This is a genomic window from Prevotella sp. C0026C3 (genome assembly GCF_056590795.1).
The window spans coordinates 1-17,415 of record NZ_JBWPWW010000017.1 but is presented as its reverse complement, the minus strand read 5'-3'; the positions used below and the strand labels follow the sequence as shown (position 1 = coordinate 17,415).

Here is a 17,415-nt window from a genome sequence, read left to right as displayed (position 1 = left end):
GGAAGAAACAGAAGATTTAAAGCGAAGAAATGAAAAAGTATTGGAAATTTGTGGTCGCTGCATTGGTTCTATGTCTCTTTGTTGGAACCTTTGTATTTCTTTGGATTAAGTCGCAACCTACTGCCGACGTGTATAGCGAGTTCACTCCTAAGGTGATGAACTTGAAGAAAACCACCGTCGTAACGGGTAAGATAGAGCCGCGCAATGAGGTAAACGTGAAGCCACAGATAAGTGGTATCATTACCGAATTGTTGAAAGAAGCCGGTCAAACAGTGCAAGCTGGTGAGATAATAGCCAAGGTAAAGGTGATTCCCGATATGGGGCAGTTGGCCAATGCACAAGCTCGTGTGCGCTTATCTCAAATCAATGTGAAGCAAGCACAGGTAGACTATGCCCGCGAAAAACAACTCTTTGACAAAGGATTGGTGGCAGCCGATGAGTATGATAAGATAGCTCAAGCCTTGAAGCAAGCCAAAGAAGAGGTGCAAGCTGCTGCCGATAACCTCGAAGTGGTGCGCGATGGTGTATCTAAGAGCAATGCCAATACGAGTAGCACTCTCATCCGTTCCACCATCAGTGGGCTCATATTGGATGTCCCTGTCAAGGTAGGTAACACCGTTATCCTTAGCAATACGTTCAACGATGGTACCACAATTGCCACCGTTGCTAATATGTCCGATTTGATATTCCGCGGTAATATTGACGAGACAGAGGTCGGTCAACTGGTTTCGGGCATGCCGATGAAGATCACAATTGGCGCTCTACGGAATTCCAGCTTGAAGGCTAACCTCGAATATATCTCCCCTAAAGCGGTAGAAAGTAATGGTGCTAACCAGTTTGAAATCAAAGCAGCTGTTACCGAGATAGGCGGTACTCATATCCGTAGTGGCTACAGTGCCAATGCCGAAATCGTGCTGGCTGCTGCCAATCATGTGCTTACTATCCCCGAAAGTGCCATCGAATTCCAAGGCAGCAAGTCTTATGTCTATATCATTGGGGGCAAAGGTGATAAGAAAACCTATACCAAACGTGCCATCACAACAGGTTTGAGCGATGGTATTAATATTGAGGTGAAGAGTGGACTTTCTACTCGTGACAAGGTGCGTGGGCCGAAGGTAGTGAAAGAATAATCCACGCTTTCATCACCACTTTGCCGAATTTCCATTACCTTTGCACGATATTGATGAGATCATACAGGGTGAATAAGCAGTTCGGAGAAATCATACGGTTTGGTATTGTCGGTGGGTTGGCCACGTTGTTGCAATATGGTATCTACCTGTTATTGCTCAAGCAGATGGGACACAATCCCGCCATGACGATAGGATATGCCATTAGTTTCATCTTTAACTATTTGGCCAGCACTTACTTTACGTTCCGTGTGAAAGCCAGCGCCAAGCGTGGTGCGGGCTTTGCCTTGTCGCATGTGGTCAACTATCTGCTTCAGATGGGTACGCTCAACTTCTTCTTGTGGGTGGGTGTTCCGAAGACGTTGGCTCCTATTCCGATGTTCTGCGTGTGCGTACCTGTCAACTTTCTCTTGGTCAGATATTTCTTAAAGCGCAAATGAAACGTATCTTTGGCATCTTCAGAATCAAGTATGAAGAGCGTTGGCCGGCGTTCTTCGTATTCTTGACGACCCTCTTGCTCAATGCATTGGTCATTATCAAGTATGCCGATAGATTCCTTCTTCCGGCCGAAAATTATCACAAACTCTTTGTAGCCAACTTCCATGTGTCGGGTTACGACCCCTTGACCTATGCCGTATTGTCGCATTGGTTCACGGAGTATAACATCTATCGACACCCGTTGTTGGCCTTTTTCATGTACCTCCCTGCGCAACTCAACCAAGCATTGATGGCTCTTACGGGTATCAATTGTGCCCCTTTTATCATGGCTGTTATCCTGCTATTGGGTGCCCTCTATAGTTTTATCTTTCTCTATCGTATACTCCGCGAAGTCATTGAGTTGCCACAATTCGATGCCACACTGCTGTCGCTCATGCTGTTCAGTTTTGCTTATGTGCTGGTATCGGTGTGTGTGCCCGATCATTTTTCGCTCTCCATGTTCATGCTTCTGTTGACACTTTACGTCAGCGGAAAGAAACTCAAGCAGCATAAACCCTTCACGAAGTGGCAGACAATCCTCTTCTTTCTCGTTACAGCAGGCATCTCGCTCAATAACGGATTGAAAGTGTTTATGGCCAATTGGTTTGTGAATGGGCGTCGATTCTTCCGTCCGCTCAATCTTGTTTTGGCCATTCTTGTGCCCTCATTGTTGATATGGGTGTTTGCCCGAATGGAGTATCACGAATATCAATATCCGCGTTGGAAGGCACGCAAGGTGGCACAAAAGCGAGCTAAAGATAAAGAACGAGCGCAGTTGGTAGCTCAATTTACCAAGGATTGGCCAGCTTGGGATTCTACTAAGGTGGCTCATGCTGCCGACTCGGTGATGAAGATTCGTGCATGGGAGAAGAAGCATGCCAACGATAAGAAACCGATGAATGCCCACCAAGGTAAGCCGGTGAAGAAGGGCGAATTCTGGTCGTGGACCGATATAACGACCTCACGCACAGCCACAGCCGTGGAAAATCTCTTCGGCGAGTCTATCTTGTTGCACCAAGACTATTTGTTGGGTGATACGTTGACCGGGCGACCTGTCATCGTCAATTATCGTTGGTGGACGAACTATGTGATTGAAGGCGTGTTGGTGGTGTGTTTCCTCTTGGGACTTTGGATAGGGCGTCGCAACCGCCTGATGTGGTTGGCAGTCTCGTTCTTTGCTCTTGATATGATGATACACATGGCTTTGGGATTCGGTATAAATGAGGTTTATATCATGAGTCCACATTGGGCTTTCGTGTTCCCCATCGTATTAGCGTGCCTTGTCAAAGGCGTTCCACGCCGTTTCCTGTTGCCGTTGCGTGGCTTGTTAGGACTCATAACGGTTTATTGCTTCGTCTATAATGTGGTCTTAATCATAGAATATTTGGCATTCTTATGAATATTTTCCGACTGAAAAACGAGGAACGTTGGATAGCCCTCGTGACTTTCTTGGTAGTGGTGGCTTTGCTCTTTGTGATGATTCAGCAGTATTCGCCGCTGTTCCTCAAGGGTGGTAGGTTAGGGTTTTGGACTATCTTCTCACGCCATTTCCGCATGTCGGGCTACGATTGTTGGTCGTATATCACCCTGTCTAACCTGCGTATTCATTTCGAGACCAGTCGTCATCCGTTGTTCTTGTCCATTCTTTATCCGCTCTATTTGCTCAATCAGGAACTGATGTACAACACGGGTAGTAACTATGCGGTCTACCTTATAGGAGCATTGACTACATTTTGTGCTGTTTATTCCATCGTCTTTATCTATCGACTACATCGAGATGTTATGGGGCTAAGGTTGTGGGACGCCCTGTTGCTGACGCTTCTCTTCTATAGTTTCGGGCATATCATGGTCGCCTTGTTGGTACCTGACCACTTCGTACTCTCCCTTTTCTTGCTGTCTATGACCTTGTATATTGTTGGGAAAGCTATGCGTGAGCATCGCCGATTGCCCTTGTGGCAGTGGACGATATTACTTTTTCTCACGGCCGGTGTGACGCTTACCAATGGCGCAAAGACTCTGTTGGCAGCCTTGTTTGTTGACGGCAAGCGTGTGTTTCGTTGGCGAATAGTGGTATTTGGAGGCGTGTTGCCACTTGTAGCACTTGTGAGTATCTATCTTTTCCAATACCATACGTACGAAGTTCCGCAGCAACAAGCCATACATCATATAGAAGTAAAACAGCGTGAGAAGAATCCTGACGAACTGACTAAGCGTACAGCACAGCGCGACAAATGGATGGCGGAACATTCGGGTAGCCCCATAGCCAACCTACCACTGTTGAGTATGACCGATGTAACCACCTCGCGTGTGCAGACATTGGTGGAGAATTTCTTCGGTGAACCTATTCAGTTGCACCGTGACCATTTGTTGGAAGACGTATCGTTCACTCGCCCTGTGTTCGTGAGTTATCGGTCGATTGTGAATTATGTGGTTGAGGCTGTCATTGTCTTGCTATTTATCGTGGGCCTGTGGATGGGTCGCCACGACCGCTTCATGCTCATGGTCATGTCGTGGATGATGGTGGATGTGGTGTTACACTTAGTATTAGGCTTCGGCATTAACGAAGTATATATTATGTCGGCCGACTGGATTTTCATCATCCCATTGGCTTTTGCGTGTCTTTTCAAAAGCACCCATGGACCTTTACAAATAGGCCTTCGCGCCACCACATGGTTGCTTACGTTGTATCTTTTGGCTTGGAACAGCACTCTATTGATACACTATCTACAAATACCCTATACACAGTTGGTTCGCTGAAAGGCCGTGGCAACAATGCTGCCTCGCCTTTGCAGCCTCACTGATTGGATTAGGCAGCAACGCTGCGAAGCCTCTGCAGTGGCGTACGGGTGGAGGGTAGGCAGTGAAAAGTGGGAATATTTATTTGCTTAAGATATTACCTCTTCCTCTTCACTTTCGGCATCTTCCTCGCCTCTTTTATAGGCTTGAGGGGATACGCCGTAGTTATCTTTAAAGCATTTACTGAAATATCGTCGCGAACTAAATCCTAGCATTGTAGAGATTTCTGTGATATTGTATTCGGGATTGTTTTTTAACAGCAGAGCAGCTCGGTGTAGTCGAACCATTAAGATAAACTCATTGGGAGTCTGCCCTGTAATAGCCTTCAATCTGACAAACAACTTGGTGCGTGCAATACACATCTCTTGTGCGAAGTCGGTCATATTAAACTCGCTATTGGCCATATGTTTTTCTATCACACTCATAGCCTTGTCTATAAACAGCTTGTCTTGAGGATTGGTGGCAATAATCTGTGTATTGGTTTGAGGTTGCTTACCAAGTTTCTCGCGTAATACAGCCCGGCTGTTGACAAGATATTTACAGCGTGCTAACAAAATATTAATATCGAAGGGTTTGGTGATATAATCATCGGCTCCCGTTTGTATTCCTTCAAGCTTATGTTCCATGGCAGTACGGGCCGTGAGCAAAACCACTGGAATATGACATGTATCAATGTTGCTTCTTATGATTTTGCATAATTCGATTCCTGACATCTCATTCATTAATACATCACTTAGTATCAAGTCGGGCAATTCTTCTTGAATAGCTTGTAAAGCTTCTTTTCCATCAGGAACAGCTGTTACCTTATAATAAGGTTCAAATAGTTCGATCAGCATAGAGCGAAGCGCAGTATCGTCTTCCACAATCAGAATCCGGAACATCTTTTCATTCTCTGTATCCATGTTGGTTTGGCTTTCTTGTTCAATTTCTTCAATCTGCTTGATTGCTTGGACGTGGGACAGGAGATAGTCGGACTCGCTGTTCAGGCAGATTTCGTCTGGTTGATATTGTTCATTGCCAATAGGTATCTGGAAGGAGAAGGTAGCCCCTTCATTAGGTGCACTAATCACCTTAATGCTTCCGTGATGCAATTCTACGATACCTTTTGCCAAGGCCAGTCCAATGCCGGAGCCAGCTTCTTTGGAAGTACTCCCCACTTCTGTCTGGTAGAAACGATTGAATATATTCTCTTGTTCTTCTAAAGGGATTCCCTTTCCGCTATCTGTGACTTCTATGACAACCGACAATCCATGCTTAGTTACCGATAAGGCAATCTCTCCACCGGCCGGAGTATACTTGAAAGCATTGGATAGCAGGTTGTTAATGACTTTTTGTAGTTGTTTGGCATCGTACCAAACCATAATGCCATCATTAGATCGATTAAATTTAAAATCTATTTTCCGTATTGTAGTATACTCTTGGAATAGCAGGTAGTTCTCGTGTAGGAACTCTACTATATTATGTTCGCGTACTTTAATTTTCATTTGTCCCTGCTCTTGTTTTCTGAAGTCGAGGAGCTCATTGATAAGTTCTTGGAGCTGTAGACAACTCTTATAGGTGCGCAGAATCTTATTGTAGACCATGGGAGCAATGCTCTTTACTTGAAGAAGCATTTCCATTTGGCCGATAATCGTTGTGAGCGGTGTTCTGAACTCGTGCGAAATATTGGTAAAGAAGCGCAGTTTGGATTGATTGAGTTCTTCAATATGCTTTACATAATTACGTTCATATTTAAGTTCTGTTTCTAGTTTTAGTTTTTTATGATAGACACGCAACACTATGATAATGATACCTCCTATAAGGAGGATATAGAGTTATATAGCCCACCAAGCCTTATATAGAGGTGGTAAGATATGAATCTTGATTCGGCTAATAACTTTGTCTTGTCCTTGTTTATCGACGGCTTTAACCACCAACAAGTAATCTCCCGGTGCAAGATTCGTATAAGTGATTAATCTCTCATTTCTGAGTGTTGTCCATTGTTGTGAGAAATTCTCAAGACGGTAGATGATTTTGTCTTGGTTAAAGGGTGAATAATTAGTGATGGCATACTGAATGCTGAACATTGCTTGAGAAGCCTTGAGCGTAAGTTCTTCGGTTTGCGACAAGGACTTCTTCAATATTCCGGTCTCGTCATTAATACTTACTTCTTTATCATAGATAAAGAGTTTATGTGGGAATATATGATAAGCAGGTGTGTTCTGTGCTAATTTTACAGGATTAATGGCCAACATACCGTCTACACCACCAATGTATAAATGATTGTCAGAAGCCAAAAATATGGCATTCTGATTGACGGCCGACAAAGGAATACTTTTGTTGACCGTGTAATTTTCCACTCGATTAGTTTTTATATCGAGTGTTGAAAGTCCGCAATCGGTGATAATATAGAGCTTTCCCGTTTGATCACTACATACTCCATAAATACAGTTGCTCAGCAGGTTGTGTTTCTTCTCATTATAATTGGAAAATCCATCGGTCTTTTCATTATATAAATCTAAGCCACTCTCTGAGGTACAGAACCACAACCGTTGCTTACAATCCTCGTAGATGCAGTTAATACCATTGCTACTTAAGCTAGAAGGATTATTTGCTTCGGACTGATATAACTTTAATTTGCGTGTTGCAAAATTATAGGAATAAGCTCCTCTCTCTGCTCCTCCTATCCATAATATTCCACGATGATCGATACATAAATCAAGTGCGAAGTTGATAACATCTCCTTCCCTGCCATCTTTAAACATGGGCGTGAACTTCTCTGTGGTAGGGTTGAATTCGAGTACTCCGTTATGGGTGGCCAATAATAATTTGTTCTGATATAGTATTACCTTGCAGATAATATTCGACTGATGCGTTTGCAGGTTCTTATACTGATAATGTGTAAATCGGCCTGTGCCCAAATCCATGCGATTGAGTCCGCCCAAATGGGTTCCGATCCATAAGCAGTTGCGAGCTTTGTCAAAGCATACAGTTTTTACATTATTCTGGGATATGCCAAAGTTGCCCGATTGCTTATACCACTTAAAGCTGCTGGTCTTAGGATTAAAGCAATTTAATCCACCTCCTTCAGTACATATCCAAATATGATGATAGTTGTCTTCGGTCATGGCTCCCACGATGGGAGAGCTCAATCCTCTTGTTTCCTGAGAAGCCACATTATAATGGTGATAAATTCTTCCTGAGGGATTAAAGTAGTCAACGCCTCCGAAATAGGTGCCTACCCACATGTTTCCTTGATTATCGCATAGCAGACTCCATACGGATGATGAAGTGGTGAGTGTGTTGCGCGAGGTATTGGGATAGGATACAAAGTCTTTTTTGTTAGGCTCGTGCTTGTTTAGACCTCTAAAAGTGCCAATCCAAATATTGCCCGTTTTATCTTCACAGATATCGCGTACATAGTTTGAGCAGAGAGTATGAGAATCACCTTCAACACTTTGATAATGTTCATTCTGAGCTCCATAGACCATAAACAGACCGTTGTTCAGAGTTCCAATCCAACATCTACCATGGCTGTCTTTGAATATTTTGATGATTTCGTCTTCTCCATCTAATATCCGGGTAATGGTTTTATTCTTTTTATTATAAGTAAAACAGCCATGTTTCCTTGTGCCTATTACGACATGCTGGTTGTCTACATATAGGGATGTAACTTGATAGTCGTGTATCGGCATGGAACAAACCAATGTAAATCTTCCATCGTTGTAGGCATATACCTTGTTCTCAATCCCTATATATAGTTGTTTATGGTAATAAATGGTGGATACGCTATTTTGTGTAAGCAATTTGAATTGTTCTGTTTGTGTATCAAAAACAGACAGGCCACGTATGGTAAGAATATATATATAACGTTGTTTATCTCCTACAATTTGGCGAATAGAATTGCTCTGTATACTATTCTTGTTATTCAGATTATGCTTATATGTTGTTATTCCTTTGCCATCGTAAAGATTTAGACCGTTGCGGGTTCCAATCCATATTAATCCTTTATGATCTTGATAAAGAGACATGACTGAGTAGTGAGACTGTCCCTCTCTTGTACTTAAATGGTTAAAATTGATACCTTGTCCCATACAAGGGATAAGCTCTATACAGAAGATCAATATTATAGAAAATAGTCTATATCCTTTCATACGTGGTTAGTTTTCATGTTACTATTCTCAGGTAATAAGCGGTACAAATATATGCCTTTTTTTGAAAAGTCATTTTATTAAAATAAAAAGATGCTCATTTCGACCATTTTATGTGTCTTTTGAGTACATTTTTCCAAATCTTATCAAAAAGTACTATGGTGGTCATAAATATGAACGATATAGTCCTTAATCCTTTTTTAAATAACATTATCTTTGCCAAATAAGCCTTGATTTATATCAATTTGAGCTTAATAGCTAAACAGCTCTGAATGATTAAAAATCAATTAACAAAATGACCGATATGAAGAACCTTACTTTTACAGCTTGTGTTGCAATTCTGTCTTTTAGCTTATTCGTGGAAAGTTGTGTTTCCAGTCAAGAAGTAAAAAAAGACATGATTGCTGAGAATGTAGAAAATGCAGTGAAGCAATATACGCTACAGACGAATATTATAGAAAAAAGTGGGAAAATCCTGAATCCTCGTACCATCAATGAGAAGGGTGAAATCCAGTATATTCCTATCGATGATTGGTGTTCGGGATTCTTTCCCGGTAGCATGTGGTATCTCTATAAGTTGACCAATGATGAAAAATGGGAAAAACTGGCAGAGAAATATACTGAGAATCTAGACTCCGTACAATATCTAACTTGGCATCATGATGTGGGCTTTATGATTGGAAGCAGTTATCTTAATGGATATCTTGCCGGTAAGAAAGAGTATAAGGATGTCATCATACAAACAGCGAAATCGCTATCTACCCGATTTTGTAAGATTCCCGGCGTTATTCAATCTTGGAATGTTGATAAAGGCTGGCAGTCGGAAAGGGGCTGGATGTGTCCCGTAATCATTGATAATATGATGAATTTAGAACTGCTTTTTGAGGCTACCGCCCTGTCTGGTGATTCTACTTTCTACAAGGTGGCTGTCAGTCATGCCAATGCCACCATGAAGAATCATTTCCGTTCCAATAATAGTTGCTACCATGTAGTTGATTATGATTTGAAGACCGGTGAGGTACGTAAAAAGCAAACCGCTCAAGGATTTGCCGATGAGTCGGCTTGGGCACGTGGGCAAGCGTGGGCTATTTACGGATATACGGTTTGTTATCGTTATACGAAAGATAGACGTTATTTAGCGCAGGCACAGAAAGTGTGTGATTTTGTATTCAATAATCCTAAACTTCCAGAAGACTTGATTCCTTATTGGGATTATGATGCCTTAAACATTCCGGACGAGCCTCGTGATGCTTCGGCAGCAGCTGTTACAGCCTCTGCTCTTTATGAAATGAGTACCTATTTGCCTGACAAGCCATATAAAGAGACTGCTGATAAAATTATAAAGAGTTTGAGTTCGTCTGCTTATCGTGCAAAGGTTGGCACTAACGGAAATTTCATTCTAATGCATTCCGTGGGTAGTATTCCTCATCATCAAGCGATTGATGTACCACTAAACTATGCCGATTATTATTTTTTGGAAGCTTTAAATCGCAAAGATCGTTTGGAGAAGGGCGAGAATATTAGATAACCGACATACTAACCTGTCTATTATGAGTATGTATCAATTTCATTATCAAGTAGGGCGAATTTTATCTATATTCGTACTTGTGGTATGTTTTTCCAACAGTGTTTGGGGGCAGATTGCAGTAAAAGGTACTGTGGTGGATAAAACAAATTTTCCGATTGCTGGGGCTACTGTATCGGTAAAGGGTGCAGGAACAGGAGCCATCACCGATTTGGATGGTAAATTCACAGTTAAAGTCCCAAGCAAGTCCTCTGTACTAGTATTCTCTTTCATAGGATTTACTACGCAAGAGGTGACTGTGGGTGATAAAACACAGCTGAATGTAATCTTACAAGAAGATGGAGTGACGCTTAATGAAGTGGTGGCCATAGGGTATGCTACCGTAAAGAAAAGTGACTTGACCGGCTCGGTGGAGAAAGTAGATATGGCTGAACTAACAAAGATATCGGCTCTATCTTTTGACCAAGCTTTGGGTGGACGGGTTGCCGGTGTACAGGTAGTGTCGAGCGATGGGCAGCCCGGACAGGGAACTAACATTGTTATCCGTGGTAGTAATACGATTTCGGATGTAGCAGATGGAAATCCACTCTATGTTATTGATGGCTTTGCCACAGAAGATGCTAATGCGTCTTCCATCAATCCCAACGATATAGAATCTATTGATATATTGAAAGACGCTTCTGCTACCGCCATCTATGGTGCACGAGGAGCTAACGGTGTTGTAATCATCACGACCAAACGTGGGAAAGAAAGTGCTCCCCGCATTGCCTATAATGGCTATGTGGCCTATCAGCTTCGTCCTAAGTTTTTGGACTTGCTTCACGGTCGAGATTTTGTAGAACTACAGCAAGAGATTCTGTCTGAATCGGATATGAATAAAACTTACTTCTCGTATGATGAATCGTTAGGGCGCTATCAGACTATTGAAGATTATAACAATCGGGTATCTAATAACTGGCAATGTAAAGTCTTCCAGAATGCGCCAATGACAAGTCATTACATATCGCTTGCTGGAGGTTCGAAAAAAACAAAATACAGTTCCAGTGCTTCATACTATCAGCAACAAGGTACTATCGTAGAGTCTTCGTATAAGAGTCTAAAGGCGCGCCTTACACTTGACCAACAAATTTCGGACAAAATAAAATTAGGAGCGTCGGTTAATTTCTCTAATAATATATCTCTAGGCTCTGCTCCCTCCCAAGGTGGCGGACAAAGTACACAGTATTTTCTTTATCAGGCATTGGCTTATAGACCACTTAAATACCGTTCTACCGATGATATTTATGCTGTCATTGACGATAACGGAGGTACGTATCCTTATAATCCGCTTAAGACCATTGAGAATACGTATGACAAGACTCGTAATCGCCAACTGAGCTTCAATAGTTATTTGAATTACGATATTACGAAGAATTTGCTTTTCAAAGTGACTTTCTCGTACACTTGGCGCGAAGACCGTAGGGAAGAATATTACAATGTAGATACCTATTATGGTGATCCCATGTACTCGTCTACCGGAAGTAATGGGGCTTACAGCTATAAGGAATGGAATGGTTGGTCGAATGAATATACGTTGAGTTATAAGAAGAAAGCAAAAAAGAATCACAATATCAATGGAATGATAGGTGCATCATTGTCGAGTCAGGCCATATCTCTCTTAGGTGCAAAGTCTGTAATGGTACCTTGGGATGATATGAGTCTGTGGGGAATTGATGAAGGCACCCCACAAGTAGTGACAGCAAACCGGGTGACAAACAATCTGCTTTCTTTTTTTGCACGTTTTAATTATGATTGGAAGTCGCGTTACTTATTTACGGCTACCATGCGTGCTGATGGTTCCTCCAAATTTATCAAGAATAAATGGGGTTATTTCCCATCAGCTGCTGCTGCATGGCGTGTATCGGATGAACCTTTTATGGTGAGTACGGCTTCGTGGCTGTCTAATCTGAAACTGAGGTTTGGATGGGGAGCAACAGGTAATAATAGTACCCAGAATGCTTATCCATCCAATTTACTCTATGCAAGTAATCAAAACTATACATTTGCTCATTCGATGACCCCCGCAATTTACATCTCACAGATGGCAAATAGGAAATTGAAATGGGAAACAACTTATCAAACGAACCTTGGTATAGACTTTGGTCTGTTTAACAATAGGATTAATGGTAGTATTGAATTTTACGATAAGGTAACTAACGATCTGCTACTCTATGCAGATGTTCCCCCTAGCATCGGATTTACACAGGTACAGCAAAATATTGGAAGTATCAATAATAAAGGTCTGGAGATAACCTTGAACACTGTTAATCTTCCGGGTGGAAAGAAGAAACTGAAATGGACAAGCAGTTTCAATATCTCGTTCAACAAAAATAAGATTACAGCGCTTTCGGATGGACAACTTAGCAGAAAAGCAGGTATACGTTATCCTAATATCCCTGATTTGTATATCTGTAAGGTGGGTGAGCCTCTCTCCGAGATGTATGGCTTTGTGTATGATGGAGTTTACCAATACAGTGATTTTAATGAAGTTGCTCCCAATGTTTTTGTACTCAAACCTGAGATTCCCAATAATACGAATGAACGTGTCAATGTCCGTCCGGGAGATCCCAAATTGAGAGATATAAACGGTGACGGTAAGGTAACGGCTGAAGACCAAACTGTAATAGGGCATGGCTTGCCTATTCATACCGGTGGTTTCACCAATAAGTTTGAGTTTGGTGGCTTCGATTTGAGTATTTTCCTACAATGGTCGTATGGTAATGATGTTATCAATTACAACCGTGTGAAACTAGAGAATCTTGCAGGCCGCCATTTGAATCAGCTGAGTACAATAAAAGACCATTGGACTCCGCGCACGCTCAATGTAGATGGTTCCTATACGGAAGGACACTATACGAATTATCTTTGGGCTGTAGGTCGGGCGCTGACCAATATCAATACGAGTCGGGAGGTGGAGGATGCATCTTTTCTGCGTGTGAAGAATATCCAGTTGGGGTATAACTTTACCAATAAGTTGCTTAGGGCGATAAAGTTCTCTTCTCTTCGCCTCTATATTAGTGCGGATAATCTAGTGACTTGGACCAAGTATACAGGCTATGACCCTGAAGTTTCCACCCGGAACTCATCTATGACTCGTGGCTTCGATTATTCGGCTTATCCTCGTTCTACAACATTCACATTTGGTGTGAATTTAGGATTGTAATCCATGTACAACAATAAAGAGAGAAAAATGAAAAAGTTACTATATCTGGTAGAGGTAATCTTGGCCTTCTCATCATGCAGTTTTTTAGAAACAGAAAAGTATGATTATCTCGACGAAGGCAATATCTACAACACTGAAAAGAGTTGTATGGCAGGATTGGCTGGTATCTACGATGTGTTGGGTGCCAATGGTTGTTACGGGCAGATGTTGTGGGCCGACTTGGATGCCGGTACTGATATTTTAGTATATAACCGCGAATTTGGTAAAGACTATATTAATACCTATAATTATAATTATAACAATACTGATAATTCGTTGAAGACGGCATGGGTGGCACTTTATGAAGGTATCAATCGAGCTAATGACTATATTGATGTTTTAAAAAATCGTTCGGACAAGCAATGCGGAGGAAGCTTGAAAAAAGCCATGTTTCTTGGTGAGGCTAAGGCCTTGAGAGCTGTTTACTATATGAATCTCGTCGCTTTTTGGGGGGAAGTTCCTCTACGTGTGAACGGTACGAAAGATTTGAGTTCTCAACTTCTAAAGAAAGCTTCTCAAAAAGAAATCTATGCACAGATAATAAGCGATCTTGAAGCTGCGGAGCAAGGTTGCCTAAAGGCTACGGAACTAAACACGCCCGGTCGTATCTCGAAGACAGCAGCTCAGGCTCTTTTGGCTCGTGCCTACATGTGGCAGTCGGGTTATCCAGTTTTGAGCAATACTTTGGGGAGAGCATTAGAATACGCGAGAAAGGTGCGCGATAGCAGAATCCACAAGCTATATCCGGCTACAAATGGGGAAAATGGATACCGTGCTTTCTTCATAAATATGTGTAGTAACAATTATGATTTGATTGCCCGTGAAAGTATGCTGGAAGTAGAATTCAATGGAAATGGGCAAGATAAGACCGATGAAACTGGCCGTTTGGGACTTTATATCGGTGTAACTCAGCAAAAGGCTTCGGAAGATGTGCCATATGCATATGGGCTTTATGATGCTACCAAATATTTGTTCCGCCTATATGAGACAAATGATGCTCGTCGGTGGTGGAATATTGCGGATTATAAGTATGTAGACAAGGGTGGGCTGGTGACGGAGACACCACGTACAGATGCCGAGAAAAAGTTGGAAGATGGAAATGCAGCGAAATGGCGTGCAAAGTATATTCCGGAACGTCCTCTGTCGCGTAACCACTCTTCTATTAATTTCCCAATTATGCGCTATGCTGATGTGTTGCTGATGATTGCTGAATGTGCCAACGAGGTCAACCATGGACCAACCCAAGAAGCGATTGATGCTATCAACCTCGTGCGCAATCGGGCCGGGGCGACACCTATCTCGTTGGCTGACTATGACTATGAGAGCTTTGCGAAGCTTTGTTTTGAGGAACGCACCCGTGAACTCTGTTTTGAGGTTCCCCGTCGTATGGAACTACGTCGTCATGGTGCTAATTTCTTTAAGGCGCAAATAGGCATATTGAAAGACCAATCGCTGAATGAGCAAAATAAGATGATAGGGTATGACCTCTCTAGTGTGAAGGCGGTCCCTGCCGTCAATTTTGCTTCCAAACACATTTATTATCCTATTCCACAAGTAGAGCTCAATACCAATACCATTTGCGGGCAAACGGAGAAGTGGTAATAAATCTAATGATCAAATAAAAACAGAAGAAGTTTATGGAATACAATAGATTATATTATTGGCTGTGTGCCATAGCAGTAATGCTTATTGGATGTAATCCTGATGCCATTGATGGGGTCTCGTTTGATGTGTCTGTGGGGAATGGCTCAAATACTGTTCATGTCGGTGAGGAAGTAGAATTTCTTTTTAGTGGTAATGCTAGTTATGTCAGCTTCTATTCTGGTGAGAATGGTAACAGCTATCTTAATAGAAATCGCACAGAAGTGAAACTTAAATCGTTAACACTTGATGCTTCTTTCAAACAGCAATACACCGATAAGGAATATTATAATCAAGAGCTGTTGAATGTGTATATCTCAGAGGATTTTAATTCCACATATACTGTAGATGGTATCAAGAAGAGCACTTGGAAGAAGATTTCAGGCCAGACGGATGGAACTTTGCATGTGCCGGCTCCATCATCCAGCGCGGCTCAAACTGCGAGTAGCACCTTGGATCTAGATGCCTACGCAAACAAAGGCTTCTATATCGCTTTTGAATATAAGGCTCCCAAACGCAAGGATGTTCCCAAAAACAACGGGGGAGGTAAGTATACTCAAGCACCTCGTATTGACGTCCTCTCGTTGTTGCTCAATAAGGAAACCGCAGATGGTGAGTTTGTCAAACTGAGCAATACGGCCACTGATTGGGGATTCCAAATCGTATATGAAAATTCAGAAAAGAAAGGTACCTACTTGGTCAACGACGAGTCGCTTCTTTTCCAGCCTCAAGCAGGTAAGGAACACAACGATGATGATATTATCGTGTGGATGGTAAGTCAGAAGCTCAAGCCCAATGCTGTTTCTCCTGATCGTGGGACAGCCATCAAGGGAACAGATGTCTACTTGTCGAGCTATACCTATATATATAGCAAGCCCGGAACCTATACCGCCACCTTTATCGGCACAAATGCGAATTTATGGAATTCCAAGCAAATGATTAAAGAAATAAAAATCAATGTTGTTGAATAATCTAATATAATTCTAGAACTGTAAATTCATTAGACGCCTCTTGGAAATCATGGGCCAGGGATGGTTTTACTGTGGTTAGAAGAGCTAAAATAATACAGAAGAATAAGAATGTACAATAGCATACTCTTTATTGAACGCAAAGATACACTGCTTGTATTGTAAAAACTATATATTTGCAACATAGAGTCGACCTAAAGCTACAAATCATGACAAAGTTAAAGATCTTAGTCCTATTTATATTATTACTCGCAATATTTTTCACCCTTGTAGGGTGTTGTAACTGCCACGATGATGATACATCCCAAGAAGGAACACTTCCATTGGTCTTTCAAGGGCAGGTCTACTTGTTCAATTCCGAGGCCGGTACTATATTTCATGATGCACAGGAAATTGGTGTGTTTCTGATAGATGCTGATAAGAAAACTCTTCAAAACGAGTATTGTAACTTAAAATATTATGCAGATAATCATAATTCTACTGGATATTTTGTTCCAGAGAAGACTCCTGTTTGTCTGAAAGCTGAGGAAAGGGTAGATGCTATTTCCTATTATCCTTATTTGGAAACGAAAGATTTGGCTGTACATTCCCGCTATGTTTATCCCATTGATATCAGCAATCAAAAGTCTATTAAGCCTGATGCATTCCTTTATGATAACAGTGCGAAGAATATCAGCAATAGCTCTAATAAGGTGAAATTAGAGTTACGGCCGGTTCTTAGTAAGATAAAATTGACTTTTGTTCAAGGTTCGGATATCAGTGAATCGCAATTGCGCAAAATGGCCCTAACCTTAAAGGGAGTACCGGCAAAAGCTCAATTTGACCTGTTGAGAGGTGAATTCATCACTACTTCGCTTACGTACGATAATGCGCAGATTACAAATGACGAAATTGCTGTTAGTGTCAATACTGACTTAACCGCAGATATCGTGCTTTACTCTTCCGTATTAACAAAAAATGCCATACTTCATATAAAACTTCCTGCCGAAGCTGGTAAAGAAGAAGTAAATATGTCTATGAGAGTTGAAAATGTTATTTCCTGTATTGAAGCGAATACCCAATATTTCGTATTGGCAAAGATTACGAAATCTGGGGTAAAAGCGGAGTTAACTAGTAAATCTCCTATCTATATCCTTGACTGGAGCAATGATAGAAATATTGACGGCTATGTTCAGCCGGAAAACCATAATTAAACAACTGTGCTCATGAACCTATCTGTTTATTATATAAAACAAGAGTCTGTTTTTGTTCACAGTGGTTGCTATTGATATATTTCACTCATAACAATTAACGGAAGAACAAAGTTCTTTGTGAAGAATGTAGCCTTTAAGAAGAGGTAATGAACGATTTAACATATTATATAATAATTAAAACTCAAATCTACACAATTATGAAGAAAAATTTATTGATGATGGCTATTGTGGCTACGGCAGCGCAGAGTCAACCAGCAAGTGCAAAATTATAAAACGTATTTGAAGAATTCACACTTTGGAGTAGAAAAGTTTAATTT

General features: G+C 41.5%; 11 protein-coding genes. 9 read left to right on the top strand and 2 right to left on the bottom strand.

The features are described 5' to 3' along the window. Window positions 1-29: 29 nt before the first annotated feature. From AC1EK4_RS09895 to AC1EK4_RS09880, 4 genes are read left to right on the top strand one after another with little or no spacing between them, the layout of a single operon-like run. Window positions 30-1,130: an efflux RND transporter periplasmic adaptor subunit gene (locus AC1EK4_RS09895; protein WP_036896631.1), complete on the top strand. Its 1,101-nt coding sequence runs from the start codon at window positions 30-32 to the stop codon at window positions 1,128-1,130. A 53-nt stretch (window positions 1,131-1,183) separates the two neighbouring features. After that, on the top strand, window positions 1,184-1,567 hold the full coding sequence (locus AC1EK4_RS09890; RefSeq protein ID WP_036896630.1) for a GtrA family protein: 384 nt from the start codon (window positions 1,184-1,186) through the stop codon (window positions 1,565-1,567). Next, window positions 1,564-3,003 (top strand): DUF6080 domain-containing protein, encoded by a 1,440-nt coding sequence (locus AC1EK4_RS09885; RefSeq protein ID WP_062434736.1) that lies wholly within the window; start codon window positions 1,564-1,566, stop codon window positions 3,001-3,003. Before AC1EK4_RS09890 ends, AC1EK4_RS09885 begins: the two co-directional genes overlap by 4 nt. Then, window positions 3,000-4,361 (top strand): DUF6080 domain-containing protein, encoded by a 1,362-nt coding sequence (locus AC1EK4_RS09880; protein ID WP_036896628.1) that lies wholly within the window; start codon window positions 3,000-3,002, stop codon window positions 4,359-4,361. Before AC1EK4_RS09885 ends, AC1EK4_RS09880 begins: the two co-directional genes overlap by 4 nt. Window positions 4,362-4,489: 128 nt before the next feature. Here the strand turns inward: AC1EK4_RS09880 and AC1EK4_RS09875 are convergent, their stop codons facing one another. Continuing rightward, window positions 4,490-6,178, bottom strand: coding sequence for a hybrid sensor histidine kinase/response regulator transcription factor (locus AC1EK4_RS09875; protein ID WP_480358104.1), 1,689 nt, complete (start codon window positions 6,176-6,178; stop codon window positions 4,490-4,492). A gap of 36 nt (window positions 6,179-6,214) precedes the next feature. Continuing rightward, entirely contained in the window at window positions 6,215-8,533 is a 2,319-nt protein-coding gene (locus AC1EK4_RS09870) for a ligand-binding sensor domain-containing protein (RefSeq protein WP_480358101.1), read from the bottom strand. A gap of 301 nt (window positions 8,534-8,834) precedes the next feature. Between AC1EK4_RS09870 and AC1EK4_RS09865 the strand changes: the two genes are divergently transcribed. The 5 genes from AC1EK4_RS09865 to AC1EK4_RS09845 all read left to right on the top strand — a co-directional run bounded on the left by AC1EK4_RS09865 (window position 8,835) and on the right by AC1EK4_RS09845 (window position 17,098). After that, entirely contained in the window at window positions 8,835-10,058 is a 1,224-nt protein-coding gene (locus AC1EK4_RS09865; RefSeq protein WP_480358141.1) for a glycoside hydrolase family 88 protein, read from the top strand. A gap of 28 nt (window positions 10,059-10,086) precedes the next feature. After that, a complete protein-coding gene (locus AC1EK4_RS09860; protein WP_480358099.1) occupies window positions 10,087-13,257 on the top strand; it encodes a SusC/RagA family TonB-linked outer membrane protein in 3,171 nt (1,056 codons plus the stop codon). 27 nt (window positions 13,258-13,284) lie between these two features. Further along, complete coding sequence (locus AC1EK4_RS09855; RefSeq protein ID WP_480358097.1) at window positions 13,285-14,898, top strand: RagB/SusD family nutrient uptake outer membrane protein; 1,614 nt, start codon at window positions 13,285-13,287, stop codon at window positions 14,896-14,898. 35 nt (window positions 14,899-14,933) lie between these two features. Continuing rightward, on the top strand, window positions 14,934-15,908 hold the full coding sequence (locus AC1EK4_RS09850) for a DUF5017 domain-containing protein (RefSeq protein ID WP_480358094.1): 975 nt from the start codon (window positions 14,934-14,936) through the stop codon (window positions 15,906-15,908). A gap of 206 nt (window positions 15,909-16,114) precedes the next feature. After that, on the top strand, window positions 16,115-17,098 hold the full coding sequence (locus AC1EK4_RS09845) for a fimbrillin family protein (RefSeq protein ID WP_480358093.1): 984 nt from the start codon (window positions 16,115-16,117) through the stop codon (window positions 17,096-17,098). Window positions 17,099-17,415 lie beyond the last annotated feature (317 nt).

Bases quoted from the DNA above. Each gene is read 5' to 3' on its own strand.
- AC1EK4_RS09845 (WP_480358093.1), top strand. From the start codon at position 16,115: ATGACAAAGTTAAAGATCTTAGTCCTATTTATATTATTACTCGCAATA.
- AC1EK4_RS09850 (WP_480358094.1), top strand. From the start codon at position 14,934: ATGGAATACAATAGATTATATTATTGGCTGTGTGCCATAGCAGTAATG.
- AC1EK4_RS09885 (WP_062434736.1), top strand. From the start codon at position 1,564: ATGAAACGTATCTTTGGCATCTTCAGAATCAAGTATGAAGAGCGTTGG.
- AC1EK4_RS09890 (WP_036896630.1), top strand. From the start codon at position 1,184: ATGAGATCATACAGGGTGAATAAGCAGTTCGGAGAAATCATACGGTTT.
- AC1EK4_RS09855 (WP_480358097.1), top strand. From the start codon at position 13,285: ATGAAAAAGTTACTATATCTGGTAGAGGTAATCTTGGCCTTCTCATCA.
- AC1EK4_RS09860 (WP_480358099.1), top strand. From the start codon at position 10,087: ATGTATCAATTTCATTATCAAGTAGGGCGAATTTTATCTATATTCGTA.
- AC1EK4_RS09895 (WP_036896631.1), top strand. From the start codon at position 30: ATGAAAAAGTATTGGAAATTTGTGGTCGCTGCATTGGTTCTATGTCTC.
- AC1EK4_RS09865 (WP_480358141.1), top strand. From the start codon at position 8,835: ATGAAGAACCTTACTTTTACAGCTTGTGTTGCAATTCTGTCTTTTAGC.
- AC1EK4_RS09870 (WP_480358101.1), bottom strand. From the start codon at position 8,533: ATGAAAGGATATAGACTATTTTCTATAATATTGATCTTCTGTATAGAG.
- AC1EK4_RS09880 (WP_036896628.1), top strand. From the start codon at position 3,000: ATGAATATTTTCCGACTGAAAAACGAGGAACGTTGGATAGCCCTCGTG.